Genomic DNA, 13,310 nt, shown 5'->3' with positions numbered 1-13,310 from the left:
TTACCGACCTTCCGGAGCGGAGTAGGCCTCGAGGATCGCGACGACGCCCTGCCCTCCGGCAGCGCAGATGGAAATGAGTCCGCGCGCAGGGCGGCCGTCAACCGGGCCGTTGTCGTGGAGCATCTTCGCCAGCGAAGCCACGATGCGTCCTCCAGTGGCGGCAAAAGGATGGCCGGCGGCGAGGGACGAGCCATTGACGTTGAGCTTGGCGCGGTCGATCTTGCCGAACGCACCGTCCAGTCCCAGCCTGGTTCGGCCGAATTCCTCGTCTTCCCATGCGGCGAGCGTGCTCAGGACGGTGCCCGCGAAGGCTTCGTGGATTTCGAAGAAGTCGATGTCTTCGAAGGACAGCCCGTTGCGTGCGAGGAGTCGCGGTACCGCAAAGGCCGGGGCCATGAGGAGTCCGTCCTTGCCGTGGACGAAATCGACGGCGGCCGCCTCTCCGTCAACGACGACGGCCAGCTTGGGCAGGCCACGGGCGTCAGCCCAGTCCTCAGTGCCGAGGAGCACCGTGGAGGCGCCGTCCGTGAGCGGAGTCGAGTTGCCGGCCGTCATGGTGGCCTCCGCGCCAAGGCTCTTGCCGAAGACGGGCTTGAGGGTGGCCAACTTCTCCATGGACGTATCGGGCCGGAGGTTCGAATCACGGCTCAGCCCGCGGTATGGAGTGACGAGGTCATCGAAGAAGCCACGATCGTAGGCCGCGGCGAGGTTGTGGTGGCTGTTGAACGCGATCTCGTCCTGGGCTTCGCGGCTGATCTTCCATTGGGCCGTGGTCAGCGCCTGGTGTTCTCCCATCGAGAGGCCGGTACGCGGTTCCCCTGTGTTCGGAGCATCCGGGGCGAGGTCCTTGGGACGCAGCCGCGAGAGGACCTTGAGCCGATCGGGCAGGGACTTGGCGCGATTGAGGTCGAGCAGGACCTCGCGGAGGCCCTCGCTGACGGCAATCGGGGCATCGGAGGCAGAGTCGACGCCGCCGGCGATGGCCGAGTCGATCTGGCCAAGCTTGATCTTGTTGGCGAGGCCCAGGACGGTTTCAAGGCCGGTGGCGCACGCCTGCTGGAGATCGTAGGCGGGTGTCTCCGGCGAAAGGGCCGAGCCAAGCACCGCTTCGCGTGTCAGGTTGAAGTCGCGGGAGTGCTTCAGGACAGCTCCGGCTGCGACTTCACCGATCCGTTCCTCCTGAAGGCCGAAGCGTGCGATCAGCCCGTCCAGTGCAGCCGTCAGCATGTCCTGGTTCGAGGATTTGGTGTAGGCGCCCCCGGTACGGGCAAAGGGGATCCTGTTCCCGCCAACCACCACTGCCTTGCGGACTGTACCCGGGGCTACCGGGGATTCGTGTGGCGCGCTCGCGGAATGTGCTGCTGCAGGCATGCGTTGCTCCTTAGATCACATCGGGTTACTGATACCCAGCGTACCTGATACGCTGAGTATCGTGAACATCCCCAGCCCAGGACTTCCCGCCGACCGCGACGCCGTGACCCCGCCCCCCGCGGACAGCGAGGCTCCCGCCGTCGACGGCCGTGCCGCCCGCTGGCAGGTCCACCGCGAAGAACGCCGGCGGGAACTCATCAAGGCCGCCCGCAAAGCCGTCCATGCACTGGGCAGCGACGCCTCCATGGAGGACATCGCGACCGCGGCCAGCACCTCCAAGTCGGTGTACTACCGCTATTTCGGGGACAAAGCCGGCTTGCAGCAAGCCATGGGCGAAGTAGTCCTCGGACAAATGCAACGACGAATGAAGGAAGCGGCAGAAAGCGCTCAAACTCCCCGCGAAGGCCTGTTCGCCATGGTTTCCGCGTACCTGCAGATGGCGGAGTCCAGCCCCGCCGTCTACGCGTTCATCACGCGGCTCTCGCAAGGGGAACCATCGGCGCAAGACGCCATCGCAGCTTCGGGAGCCCTTGGCCACTTCTTCGAATCAATCAGCGCCATGATCGCCAGGCCCATGCGGGAACACCTGGGGGCGGAAAAGGAAGCGTTGATCGACTACTGGCCCACCGCCGCCATCGGGCTTGTCCGCAATGCCGGCGAGAGGTGGCTCGGCAGTCCCGCCTCCCCCGCTAAGCCCGACCAGGAAACCATGGCGGCCCGGATCACCGATTGGCTGTGCGTGGGAATCGCCCCGGAACTCAAGATCAACTCCCCTGAATATCAGCAATGACTCCACGTTGTTCGGAACCAAAGAAGGAATGACCATGACTGAAGTAGTGGACCGCACCTCCTCCAGCAACCGGGTGGCCGCGGAAACGGCTGCAACCACACAGCCAGTTGAGCCCGCCCCCACGGTGGACGTAGCGGCCCTTGGCGAACTGCTGCTCGGCAAGTGGGCCCACATCCGGCACACGGCACGTGACCTCGCGGGCCGCCCCGAGGTGCACAAGATCGAAGGCTTGACGCATACCGAGCACCGCAAGCGCGTCTTCGGGCAGCTCAAGTACCTCGTGGACAACAACGCCGTGCACCGGGCTTTCCCCACCAGCCTGGGCGGTTCGGATGACCACGGCGGCAACATCGCCGGCTTCGAGGAGCTCGTCACTGCCGATCCATCACTGCAGATCAAGGCCGGCGTCCAGTGGGGCCTCTTCGGTTCAGCCGTGATGCACCTCGGCACGAAAGAGCACCAGGACAAATGGCTGCCCGGGATCATGAGCCTGGAGATCCCCGGCTGCTTCGCCATGACCGAAACCGGGCACGGCTCCGATGTTGCGAGCATTGCCACCACGGCCACCTACGACGAGGCCACCCAGGAGTTCGTCATCAACACTCCGTTCCGCGCCGCGTGGAAGGACTACATCGGCAACGCAGCCGAGGATGGCCTGGCCGCCGTCGTATTCGCCAAACTGGTCACCCGCAATGTGAACCATGGCGTCCACGCGTTCTATGTCGAGCTGAGGGACCCGGACACCAAAGAGTTCCTGCCCGGAATCGGCGGCGAGGACGACGGCATCAAGGGCGGGCTCAACGGGATCGACAACGGCCGCCTCCACTTCACCGACGTCCGCGTCCCGCGCACCAGCCTGCTCAACCGTTACGGCAACGTCGCCCCCGACGGCGAATACACCTCGCCGATCGCCAGCCCGGGACGGCGCTTCTTCACGATGCTCGGTACTTTGGTGCAAGGCCGGGTCTCCCTCGACGGAGCCGCAGTCGCAGCCAGCAAGGTGGCCTTGACGACAGCCATCCGGTACGCCGCCGAACGGCGCCAGTTCAACGCCTCATCCCCCACGGACGAGGAAGTACTGCTGGACTACCAGCGGCACCAGCGCCGCTTGTTCACTCGCCTTGCCACCACCGTTGCGGCGAGCTTCGCGCATGAGCAGCTGCTCGAAAAGTTCGACGACGTCTTCTCCGGCCGGCACGACACTGACGCCGACCGCCAGGACCTCGAGACCCTGGCCGCCGCCCTCAAGCCCATGAGCACCTGGCACGCCCTCGACACCCTGCAAGAGTGCCGCGAGGCCTGCGGCGGCGCCGGATTCCTGATCGAGAACCGATTCGCCTCGCTGCGTGCGGACCTGGACGTCTATGCCACTTTCGAAGGTGACAACACCGTGCTTCTGCAGCTCGTGGCTAAGCGCCTCCTGGCGGACTATGCCAAAGAGCTCCGCAATGTCGACTTTGGCGTGCTGGCCCGCTTCGTCGCTGCCCAGGCTGCCGACGTCGCCATCAACCGGACCGGCCTGCGGCAAGTGGCGCAGTTCGTGGCGGACACCGGATCAGTCCAGAAGGCTGCTTTGGCCCTGCGGGACGAGGAAGGCCAACGCACGCTCCTGACGGACCGGGTGCAGTCCATGGTGGCGGAGGTCGGTTCGGCGCTCAAGGGTGCGAACAAGCTTCCGCAGCACCAAGGCGCCGCCCTGTTCAACCAGCACCAGGACGATCTGATTGAAGCCGCCCAGGCCCACGCCGAGCTACTGCAATGGGAAGCGTTCACGGAAGCCCTTGGCAAGGTCGGCGATCCGGGCACCTTGCGAGTACTGACCTGGCTCCGCGACCTGTTCGGCCTTTCGCTCATTGAGAAGCACTTGTCCTGGTACCTCATGAACGGCCGCCTCTCCATGCAGCGCGGACGCACTGTGGGGGCCTACATCAACAGGCTGCTCGTCAAGATCCGTCCCCACGCCCTGGACCTGGTCGATTCCTTCGGCTACGGTCCGGAGCACTTGCGGGCGGCCATCGCCTCGGGGGCCGAGAAGGAACGCCAGGACGAAGCCCGGGGCTACTTCCAGGCGCAGAGGGCTAGCGGCGAGGCACCCGCCGAGGAGAAGAGCCTCCTCGCCTTGAAGGGAAGAAAATCCAGCTAGCATCCTGCCGTGACCGGCCGGTGAACATCTGCCGAATCCTTTAACGACGGCGGCGCCGCACCCCTCAGCGGGGGTGCGGCGCCGCCGTCGTTCTTCCCCAACTGACTCGCATTTGTTGTCGTTATGAGCCCTCATAACGACACTTACTGCGAGTCAGTTGGGCTGGTGGGCTACTGGGTGAGGACCGAGCGATAGACCTCAAGGGTTGTTTCGGTGATCGATTCCCAGGAAAAGTGTTCCTCCGCCCGGACGCGGCCCGCGGCGCCCATGACCTTGGCTCGCGCAGGATCGGACACCACCTCGTTGAGGGCGGCGGCGAAATCTGCGACGAACTTTTCGGGATCCAGCGGGGTGCCGGTACCGTCCGTGACCTGCTCCAGTTCCACCAGCAGTCCTGTTTCACCGTGCTGAACCACTTCGGGGATGCCGCCTGTAGCGCTGGCCACCACGGCTGCGCCACATGCCATGGCCTCAAGGTTGACGATGCCGAGGGGTTCGTAGATCGACGGGCAGGCGAAGGCCGTGGCATGGCTGAGGACCTGGATGAGCTCATGCCGCGGAAGCATGCGTTCGATGACCAGGACACCTTCGCGCTTGCCCTGCAATTCCTCGATGAGCCGGGCCGTTTCGGCCGCGAGTTCCGGAGTGTCCGCCGCGCCCAAGCACAGCACAAGCTGCACATCGTCGGGCAGGCTGGCCGCAGCCTTCAGGAGGTAAGGAACGCCCTTCTGCCGGGTGTTGCGCCCGACGAAGACCACACTCGGCTTGGCGGGGTCGATGCCGAGGGCACGGATTGCGTCTTCGCCTTCGTCCGGCTGCCACATGTCGACGTCGATGCCGTTGTGGACCACGCGGACCTTGGCGGGATCCACGTTCGGATAGCTGCGCAGGATGTCCTTCCGCATGCCTTCCGAGACGGCGATGATAGCGGCGGCAGCCTCATAGGCGGTTTTTTCAACCCATGAGGACAACGCGTAGCCGCCACCCAACTGCTCCGCTTTCCATGGGCGCAACGGCTCCAGGCTATGTGCGCTGAGCACGTGGGGTATCCCATGCAACAGGGACGCCAGGTGGCCGGCCATGTTGGCGTACCAGGTATGGGAATGGACCAGGTCCGCTCCGGCGATGTCCGGCACGATGCGCAAATCCACGCCAAGGGTCTGGACAGCGGCATTGGCCGCGCCCAGATCATCCGGTGTGGAATACGACGTCACCGTTGCCCCGTGGAAGTCCGCATCACGGGGCGCGCCAAAGGCGCGCACCTGCAGATCCACGTGCTTCGCCAAGACGCGGCTGAGCTCGGCAACATGCACACCGGCCCCGCCATAGATTTCGGGTGGAAACTCTTTAGTCACAATGTCTACGCGCACGCTACCTAACGTAGTCCTTCCGGAGTATGTGTTCTAGTGTGAAAGGGTCCGGCAACCCGGGCTTTTTTCGGGGGCTACAAAGACGTACAGGGAGAGCAAACACCATGGCGTTGAAGAAAGTATTGTCAATTGTGTTGGCAGGCGGCGAAGGAAACCGCCTTATGCCATTGACGGCAGACAGGGCAAAACCTGCGGTGCCGTTTGCGGGGGGCTATCGGTTGATCGATTTCGCTCTCTCGAATCTGGTCAATTCCGGGTACCTCCAGATCGTGGTGCTGACCCAGTACAAGTCGCACAGTCTTGACCGCCACATCTCCGAGACCTGGCGGATGTCCACCCAGCTGGGAAGATATGTCGCCTCGGTTCCGGCCCAGCAGCGCGTGGGCAAGAGCTGGTTCCTCGGCAGCGCGAATGCCATCTACCAGTCCCTGAACCTGATTCACGACGCCAACCCGGACATTGTGGTGGTTGTCGGAGCGGACCACGTCTACCGCATGGACTTCCAGCAAATGGTTCAACAGCACGTTGCGAGCGGAGCCAAGGCCACGGTTGCGGCCGTCCGCCAGCCGCTGAACATGGCCAACCAGTTCGGCGTCATCGAGGTCGACAAGAACGATCCCCAGAAGATCTCGGCGTTCGTGGAAAAGCCCGCTGAAACGGAAGGCCTCGCCGCCGATCCCTCGCAGTTCCTTGCTTCCATGGGCAACTATGTCTTTGACGCCGATGCCCTGGTGGAAGCACTTCGCATCGATGCGGAGCGCTTGGACACCAAGCACGACATGGGCGGCGACATCATCCCCTATTTCGTGTCCCAGGGTGAGGCCGGCGTCTACGACTTCACGCTCAACGACATTCCCGGATCCACCGACCGCGACCGCACCTACTGGCGTGACGTTGGAACCATCGATTCGTTCTATGACGCCCACATGGACCTGATTTCCCCGGTCCCCGTGTTCAACCTGTACAACTCGGAATGGCCCATCTACACGCGGCAGAGCATCTCTCCGCCGGCCAAGTTCGTCCGGGGAGACAACAACACGGTCGGCACCGCTTTGGACTCCATCGTGGCCAGCGGCTCGGTGATCTCCGGAGGAATCGTGGAAGGATCCGTCCTCTCCAACGATGTCTACGTTGGACCGGCCAGCAGGATCCAGGACTCGGTGCTGATGGACAAGGTGCGCATCGGTGAAGGCGCCGTCATCAAGCGGGCCATCATCGACAAGAACGTGAAGGTTCCTGCCGGGGCCGCCATTGGATTGGATGCCGACCTCGACCGCGCGCGCGGCTTCAAGGTCACCGAATCCGGAATCACCGTACTCGCCAAGGGTCAGGTAGTACCGGAGCCTGACGGTTCCGAGCTTGCCCTGGCTGCCGAGTACCGCCGCTCGGTGCCGGAAGCAATCAAGGCTGCCACGGAGAAGTTCCCCGACATCAGGGACTCCGCGGAGCAGGTCACGAAAATCCAGGCGGACTCGGTAGAGGTCTGACCCGGAACACCGGAACCAGGATAGCCCCCGGCCTCCCGGCCGACAGCAGGCCTCCAGCCTCTGTTGCCCGGGAGGCTTTGCTGTGCCTGACCCTGTAAAATTGACCCAATGAGCCCCGCCGATTTGACGCCTGAAGAAATCCAGGCCTGCCTCAAGGTCTTGAACACCATCCACGCCTACGACGAGGAGCACCCGGACTACGTCGCAATCCGTCGTGCCACGGGAAAGATGTTCAAAGCCGTCAAGCGGCATCGCCGGGTCGCCAAACGGGACGAGATCGCGGAAGCCGACCGCGCCGTCATCGCACTGACCGCCACCGCGGCCCCGGACAGGATCGACGACGAAACCCGCGGCAACAAGCTGGCAACCTCGGCGACGGGCGAAATCGCCGGCCACCTCATCCGTTCCAGGCCCTGCTACATCTGCAAGCAGCACTACACGCAGGTAGACGCGTTCTACCACCAGTTGTGCCCGGAATGTGCGGCCTTCAGCCACAGCAAGCGCGATGCCCGCACCGACCTCAGCGGACGCCGCGCCCTCCTCACGGGCGGGCGCGCCAAGATCGGCATGTACATCGCCCTCCGCTTGCTCCGCGACGGCGCACACACGACGATCACCACCCGCTTCCCCAAAGACGCGGCACGACGCTTCGCCGCCATGGAAGACAGTGCTGACTGGTTGCACCGGCTCAGGATTGTGGGCATCGACCTCCGGGACCCCTCACAGGTCATGGCCCTCACCGATTCCCTCAACGAAGCCGGCCCGCTCGATATCATCATCAACAACGCCGCCCAGACCGTCCGGCGTTCGGGGAATGCGTACAAGCCCTTGGTGGATGCCGAGGACGAGCCGCTGCCTGAGGCCTTGGAGGCAGCCAACGGCGGCCCCGAACTCGTCACCTTCGGGCATGCCCACGACAAACACCCGTTGGCCATCACCCACAGCGTCACGGAACATCCCGTGCTCGCGGGAGATGCGATTACCTCGCTCGCGCTGTCCACGGGCTCCGCGTCGTTGGAGCGGATAGCGACAGGCACCGCGATCGACGCCGGCGGCCTGGTTCCCGACCTCGCGGCCATCAATAGCTGGACCCAGGTGGTGGACGAAGTAGACCCGTTGGAGATGCTTGAGGTTCAACTCTGCAACGTCACGGCGCCGTTCCTCTTGGTGAGTCGGCTTCGCGGGGCCATGAAGCGTTCCACGGCACGCAGGAAATACATCGTGAACGTCTCGGCCATGGAAGGGCAGTTCTCCCGCGCCTACAAGGGCCCCGGGCACCCGCACACAAACATGGCAAAGGCCGCGTTGAACATGATGACGCGGACCAGTGCACAAGAGATGCTGGACAGCGACGGGATCCTGATGACCGCCGTCGACACCGGATGGATCACGGACGAACGCCCGCATTACACCAAAGTGCGGCTAATGGAGGAAGGCTTCCACGCGCCGCTCGACCTCGTGGATGGAGCGGCGCGTGTCTACGATCCCATCGTCATGGGCGAAAACGGCGAAGACCAGTACGGCGTCTTCCTGAAGGACTACAAGCCTTCCCCCTGGTAAATCCCAGGCGGAGGGCCGCGGTCCTGCTACGTGAGCCGGGTTATCTCGACAGTGACGGTGAGGCCTGAGCCGCCGCCCCCGGACAAGATCCCCTTCAAGGGCGGAACATCCCGGTAATCCCGGCCCCGCGCCACGGTGACGTGGAGATCTCCGGCAGGCTTGTGGTTGGTGGGATCCCAGCTGCGCCATTCGCCGTCCCACCATTCCAGCCACGCGTGGGATTGACCCGCGACGGTTTCGCCGATCTCTGCCGTGGGCCGCGGATGGATGTACCCGGACACGTACCGGGCCGGGATGCCGCAGCTGCGGAGTGAGCCGATAGCCAAGTGGGCCAGGTCCTGGCAGACTCCTTGACGCTGGTTCCAGGCTTCTTCGGCGTTGGTGGTGACGCCCGTGGTGCCCTTCACATAGCTCATTTCGCCGCGCATCCATTCGAAAATGGCCATGGCTGTCTCGTGCGGATTCTTGCCGGCGACGACGGCGGGAATGATGCCGAGGACTTCCTCCCCCGGACCCGTGAGCTGCGACTGGGGCAGCCAGTCGCTGAACTGGTCCCGGATCTCGTCGGAAGCCATCACATCCCAGCCCACAATCTCGTCGTCCAGGGCGACCCGCTCCACCCGGTGGACCTCAACGGTGGTGGTTGCCACCACTTCGAGGCGCTCGTGCGGCATCTGCATATCGAAGGCGGTGACGCGGGTGCCCCAATAGTCACGGTAGGTGCTCACGGCAGCTTGCGACGGCGTGATCTTCAGCGAGGATTCAAGCACCACCTGTTGCGGATCGGTCAACGGGGTCATGCGTGCCTCGTTGTACGACAGGGTCACTCGGCGGTTGTATTTGTAGGCCGTCTTGTGGACGATGCTCAGCCGGGTCATGAAACTTCTCCCACCCAGGCCAGTTCATCCGCCTGATTGAAGTACTTACGGGAAATCGCGTCGGAGGCCTGCGTGACGGCTTTCTGCACCCGGTCCATGTGCTCGGGCAGCTCGGACATGAGATCGTCCGTGCGATGGAACTCAAGGAAGGTACGGGCCTGGCCGACGATCCGACGGGCGTCGTTGATGAAGCCCACCCGCTGGGCGGAGGGATCCAGCTTGGCCAGGCATTCGTCGGCGTCGCGCAGGGCGAAGACGATGGAGCGGGGAAACAAACGGTCCAGCAGGAGGAACTCCGCGGCGTGTTGGTCTCCGAACGCCGCACGGCGGGTCCGAAGGAACGACTCGTAGGCGCCGGCGCAACGCAACATGTTCACCCAGGACATTCCGGCGGAGAGCACATCCCGGGTGGAGAGCATCCGCGCGGTCATGTCGGCGCGTTCGAGCGAGCGGCCGAGGACCAGGAAGAGCCAGCTTTCGTCGTGGCTCACCGTGGTGTCCGCGAGGCCCCTGACCATTGCGGTGCGTTCCAGGACCCAGTTGCAGAAGCGGTACGTACCCACGACGTCTTTACGGTGCTGGTTCAGCCCGTAATAGGTGGTGTTGAGGCTCTCCCACAATGACGAGGACACAGTCTCGCGCGCGCGCCGCGCATTTTCACGCGCGGCCCCCAGGGACCCGGCAATCGAGGTGGCACTCGTCTTGTCGTAGGCGAGGGCGTGCAGCAGCTCCGGCAAGCCGAATTCCTCGCTCTGTGGCCGGGCGCCCATGACAGCCAGGAGTTCCCTCGCCACACTGCGTTGCTCCTCGAGCGGAAGGTGGTTTAGGCGTTCTAGATGGACGTCCAGGATTCTGGCCGTTCCGTCGGCCCGCTCCACGTAACGGCCGATCCAGAAAAGGGATTCAGCAATACGGCTCAGCATGAGGCTGTGCCTCCTTCGGGTCCTGCGTTGTGACGATGAATGTATCCTGCTCCGGCACCATAGCGTGACGGATCACTGCTGCTGGTCCGATTGGCGGTCCCGCCAGTTGCTTTCGACGGGCCAGACCGAGACCTGTTCACGCACCGTGATGGAGGAACGGGGCAGTTCGACGGCGGGCAATTGCGGGGAGTCGGAGAGTACCCACGTGTCCTTGGAACCGCCGCCTTGGGAAGAGTTCACGATCAACGAGCCCTCCTTCAGTGCCACCCGGGTCAGCCCGCCCGGCAGCACCCAGACGTCGTCGCCGTCGTTGACCGCGAACGGACGCAAGTCCACGTGGCGGGGCCCGAAGCGGTCTCCCGAGAGGGTGGGCACGGTGGAAAGCTGCAGCACGGGCTGCGCGATCCAGCCTCGCGGATCCGCCAGCACCCGCTTCCGCAAGGCGTCCAGCTCGTCCCGTGAAGCATCCGGACCGATCACCAGGCCCTTGCCCCCGGAACCGTCCACCGGCTTGACCACGAGTTCCTCGAGCCGGTCCAGGACCTGCTCGCGGGCTTCCTTCTCCTCCAGCCGGAAAGTCTCCACGTTCGCGATCACCGGCTCTTCGTGCAGGTAGTACCGGATCAGGTCCGGCACGTAGGAATAGACCAGCTTGTCATCGGCCACCCCGTTTCCAACGGCGTTTGCGATCGTCACACCGCCCGCCCGGGCCGCGTTCACGAGTCCCGGACACCCGAGCATGGAATCGGAACGGAACTGCAGCGGATCCAGGAATTCGTCGTCGATCCGCTTGTAGATCACGTCCACCCGCTGTTCACCGGCCGTGGTGCGCATGTAGACCCGGTTACCGCGGCAGATCAGGTCCCTGCCCTCGACCAGTTCAACGCCCATCAACCCGGCCAGTAGCGTGTGTTCGAAGTAGGCGCTGTTGAACACACCGGGGGTAAGCACCACCACCGTGGGGTCATCGACCCCGGACGGCGCCGTCTTCCGCAACGCCGACAGCAGACGCCGCGGGTATTCCTCGACCGGACGGATGTGCTGCTGCCCGAACGCCTCCGGCAAACCCTTCGCCATCGCCCGCCGGTTCTCCAGCACGTAGGACACGCCGGAAGGCACACGGACGTTGTCCTCCAGCACCCGGAAGGTGCCCGCCGCATCGCGGACAACGTCGATACCGGACACGTGCACCCGCACGCCACCGGCCGGTTCGAAACCATGCACGGCACGGTGGAAATGCGCGCTCGTGGTCACCAATGCCCGCGGCACCACGCCATCAGCGACCACCGCCATCCGCCCGTAGACATCGTCCAGGAAAGCCTCCAGCGCCCGCACCCGCTGCGCCACCCCGCGCTCGAGGACATCCCACTCGTCAGCCGGAATCACCCTCGGCACGATATCCAGCGGGAAGGGTCTCTCCTCCCCCGCATAATCGAAGGTCACGCCCCGGTCCAAGAAGGTCCGCGCCATCGACTCGGCACGCGCGCTCACATCCGCAAGCGAAAGCTCGCGAAGTGCGCCGTCCACCTGGCCGTAGGACTTTCGGGCAACGGTGCCTGGGGCGAACATTTCGTCGTAGGCGCCGGAACGCGCGGCGGCCTCGGAGTAATCCCGGAATAGCTCTGACATGGGATTCAGACAATCACCTTTTCGATTACGAACGCATTTCGCGTTCTGCATGTTGCGACACCAAGCGTGAACCCGGTTCGCATTTCAGCGCCTGCATGCATCAAGGTTGACGAATGCACTCCAATCGTTTCCCGGCCCCGGTCTCCCGATTGGGAGCCGGGATCGTCATGGCAGTGGCAGCCACTGGACTTGCCTTCATTGTCCATGCCCTGCTTCCCCCCATCCCTGCCATGACAGCCGCTGTAGCGCTGGGTTTGTTAGCTGCAAATATACCGGGCACGGCGGCATGGGCTGCCGGACGCGCCCGCCCGGGCCTCGACTTCGCGGGCAAGCACCACATGCGGGCGGGCATCGTGCTGTTGGGCCTGAAGGTCAGCGTTGTCGATGTCCTCGACCTTGGCTGGTTCGCTCTCGTCCTGATTGCCGCCGTCGTGCTCCTCAGTTTCGCGGGCACCTATGGGCTGGCCCGCTTGGTAAAGCTTCCCCGCGAAGGCGCCCTTCTGATAGCCACCGGCTTCTCCATCTGCGGTGCCTCCGCGATCGGAGCCATGGCCGCGGTACGCCGCATCAAACACCAGGACACCGTCCTGCCGGTTGCCCTGGTGACCCTTTGCGGCACGCTCGCGATCGGCGTCCTGCCCCTGCTCATGCACCCCTTGGGCCTGAGCCCGGAACAATTCGGCGCCTGGACCGGGGCTTCCGTGCACGACGTCGGCCAGGTAGTCGCGACTGCACAGACTGCCGGTCCGGTGGCGCTGGCGCTCGCCGTCGTCGTGAAACTGACCAGGGTGGTCCTGCTGGCCCCCATCGTGGCCGGGGCGGGCCTTGCGCAACGATGGTCCATGCGGCGGAAGTCGCGCAACGGTACGGAGGCGAACGACGACGGCGGTAAGTTTCCGCCGATCGTCCCTCTCTTCGTGCTCGGGTTCATCGCGATGGTGGCCGTCCGTTCCGTTGGCTGGCTGGGTCCTGGCGTGCTGGACGCCGCAGGAGGGCTCCAGGACATCCTGCTCGCCTCGGCCTTGTTCGGGCTGGGTTCGGCGGTCCGCGTCCGCACGCTGTTGCACACGGGTGGCCGCGCCGCGCTAGTCGCGCTTGGCTCCTGGTTCCTTATCGCCATCTTGGGCCTGGGCGCAGTCTTCCTCATGATTAGATAGCT

At 64.4% G+C, this 13,310-nt stretch carries 10 protein-coding genes; 5 read left to right on the top strand and 5 right to left on the bottom strand.

Translation table 11 applies throughout. The features are described 5' to 3' along the window. Window positions 1-1,371 carry an acetyl-CoA C-acetyltransferase gene (locus tag AC3WJU_RS01880; protein WP_059389244.1) on the bottom strand — a complete coding sequence of 457 codons (1,371 nt, stop codon included), beginning with the start codon at window positions 1,369-1,371 and terminating at the stop codon, window positions 1-3. On the opposite strand from AC3WJU_RS01880, the gene AC3WJU_RS01875 reads away from it, so the two are divergent. Further along, window positions 1,370-2,161, top strand: coding sequence for a TetR/AcrR family transcriptional regulator (locus AC3WJU_RS01875; RefSeq protein ID WP_306959669.1), 792 nt, complete (start codon window positions 1,370-1,372; stop codon window positions 2,159-2,161). The genes AC3WJU_RS01880 and AC3WJU_RS01875 overlap by 2 nt on opposite strands. A gap of 34 nt (window positions 2,162-2,195) precedes the next feature. Continuing rightward, on the top strand, window positions 2,196-4,304 hold the full coding sequence (locus AC3WJU_RS01870) for an acyl-CoA dehydrogenase family protein (protein WP_492258991.1): 2,109 nt from the start codon (window positions 2,196-2,198) through the stop codon (window positions 4,302-4,304). 170 nt (window positions 4,305-4,474) lie between these two features. On the opposite strand, the gene glgA is transcribed toward AC3WJU_RS01870, so the two are convergent. Continuing rightward, complete coding sequence (glgA, locus tag AC3WJU_RS01865) at window positions 4,475-5,674, bottom strand: glycogen synthase (RefSeq protein ID WP_284988186.1); 1,200 nt, start codon at window positions 5,672-5,674, stop codon at window positions 4,475-4,477. A gap of 104 nt (window positions 5,675-5,778) precedes the next feature. Here glgA and glgC point away from each other — a divergent pair, with 104 nt between their 5' ends. Together glgC and AC3WJU_RS01855 are read left to right on the top strand one after the other, a co-directional pair. Beyond that, the gene (gene glgC, locus AC3WJU_RS01860) at window positions 5,779-7,161 is read left to right on the top strand and encodes a glucose-1-phosphate adenylyltransferase (protein ID WP_059389246.1); all 1,383 of its coding nucleotides are present in this window, start codon (window positions 5,779-5,781) and stop codon (window positions 7,159-7,161) included. Window positions 7,162-7,269: 108 nt separating this feature from the next. Then, the gene (locus tag AC3WJU_RS01855) at window positions 7,270-8,721 is read left to right on the top strand and encodes an SDR family oxidoreductase (RefSeq protein WP_492258990.1); all 1,452 of its coding nucleotides are present in this window, start codon (window positions 7,270-7,272) and stop codon (window positions 8,719-8,721) included. 26 nt (window positions 8,722-8,747) lie between these two features. Here AC3WJU_RS01855 and AC3WJU_RS01850 read toward each other — a convergent pair whose 3' ends face one another. The 3 genes from AC3WJU_RS01850 to AC3WJU_RS01840 all read right to left on the bottom strand — a co-directional run bounded on the left by AC3WJU_RS01850 (window position 8,748) and on the right by AC3WJU_RS01840 (window position 12,151). Then, window positions 8,748-9,599 (bottom strand): transglutaminase family protein, encoded by an 852-nt coding sequence (locus tag AC3WJU_RS01850; RefSeq protein WP_284988187.1) that lies wholly within the window; start codon window positions 9,597-9,599, stop codon window positions 8,748-8,750. Then, the gene (locus AC3WJU_RS01845) at window positions 9,596-10,522 is read right to left on the bottom strand and encodes an alpha-E domain-containing protein (RefSeq protein ID WP_078108851.1); all 927 of its coding nucleotides are present in this window, start codon (window positions 10,520-10,522) and stop codon (window positions 9,596-9,598) included. Before AC3WJU_RS01845 ends, AC3WJU_RS01850 begins: the two co-directional genes overlap by 4 nt. Before the next feature lie 72 nt (window positions 10,523-10,594). Beyond that, window positions 10,595-12,151: a circularly permuted type 2 ATP-grasp protein gene (locus AC3WJU_RS01840; protein WP_059389248.1), complete on the bottom strand. Its 1,557-nt coding sequence runs from the start codon at window positions 12,149-12,151 to the stop codon at window positions 10,595-10,597. 113 nt (window positions 12,152-12,264) lie between these two features. Here AC3WJU_RS01840 and AC3WJU_RS01835 point away from each other — a divergent pair, with 113 nt between their 5' ends. Beyond that, on the top strand, window positions 12,265-13,308 hold the full coding sequence (locus AC3WJU_RS01835) for a YeiH family protein (RefSeq protein WP_284988188.1): 1,044 nt from the start codon (window positions 12,265-12,267) through the stop codon (window positions 13,306-13,308). The last annotated feature ends 2 nt before the right edge of the window (window positions 13,309-13,310 follow it).

The organism is Arthrobacter sp. FW306-1B-F12A, from assembly GCF_058781865.1.
The sequence above is the reverse complement of the archived record's forward strand: the minus strand, read 5'-3'. Positions and strand labels throughout refer to the sequence as shown.

Bases quoted from the DNA above. Each gene is read 5' to 3' on its own strand.
- AC3WJU_RS01875 (WP_306959669.1), top strand. From the start codon at position 1,370: ATGCGTTGCTCCTTAGATCACATCGGGTTACTGATACCCAGCGTACCT.
- AC3WJU_RS01880 (WP_059389244.1), bottom strand. From the start codon at position 1,371: ATGCCTGCAGCAGCACATTCCGCGAGCGCGCCACACGAATCCCCGGTA.
- AC3WJU_RS01870 (WP_492258991.1), top strand. From the start codon at position 2,196: ATGACTGAAGTAGTGGACCGCACCTCCTCCAGCAACCGGGTGGCCGCG.
- glgC (WP_059389246.1), top strand. From the start codon at position 5,779: ATGGCGTTGAAGAAAGTATTGTCAATTGTGTTGGCAGGCGGCGAAGGA.
- AC3WJU_RS01855 (WP_492258990.1), top strand. From the start codon at position 7,270: ATGAGCCCCGCCGATTTGACGCCTGAAGAAATCCAGGCCTGCCTCAAG.
- AC3WJU_RS01850 (WP_284988187.1), bottom strand. From the start codon at position 9,599: ATGACCCGGCTGAGCATCGTCCACAAGACGGCCTACAAATACAACCGC.
- AC3WJU_RS01845 (WP_078108851.1), bottom strand. From the start codon at position 10,522: ATGCTGAGCCGTATTGCTGAATCCCTTTTCTGGATCGGCCGTTACGTG.
- AC3WJU_RS01840 (WP_059389248.1), bottom strand. From the start codon at position 12,151: ATGTCAGAGCTATTCCGGGATTACTCCGAGGCCGCCGCGCGTTCCGGC.
- AC3WJU_RS01835 (WP_284988188.1), top strand. From the start codon at position 12,265: ATGCACTCCAATCGTTTCCCGGCCCCGGTCTCCCGATTGGGAGCCGGG.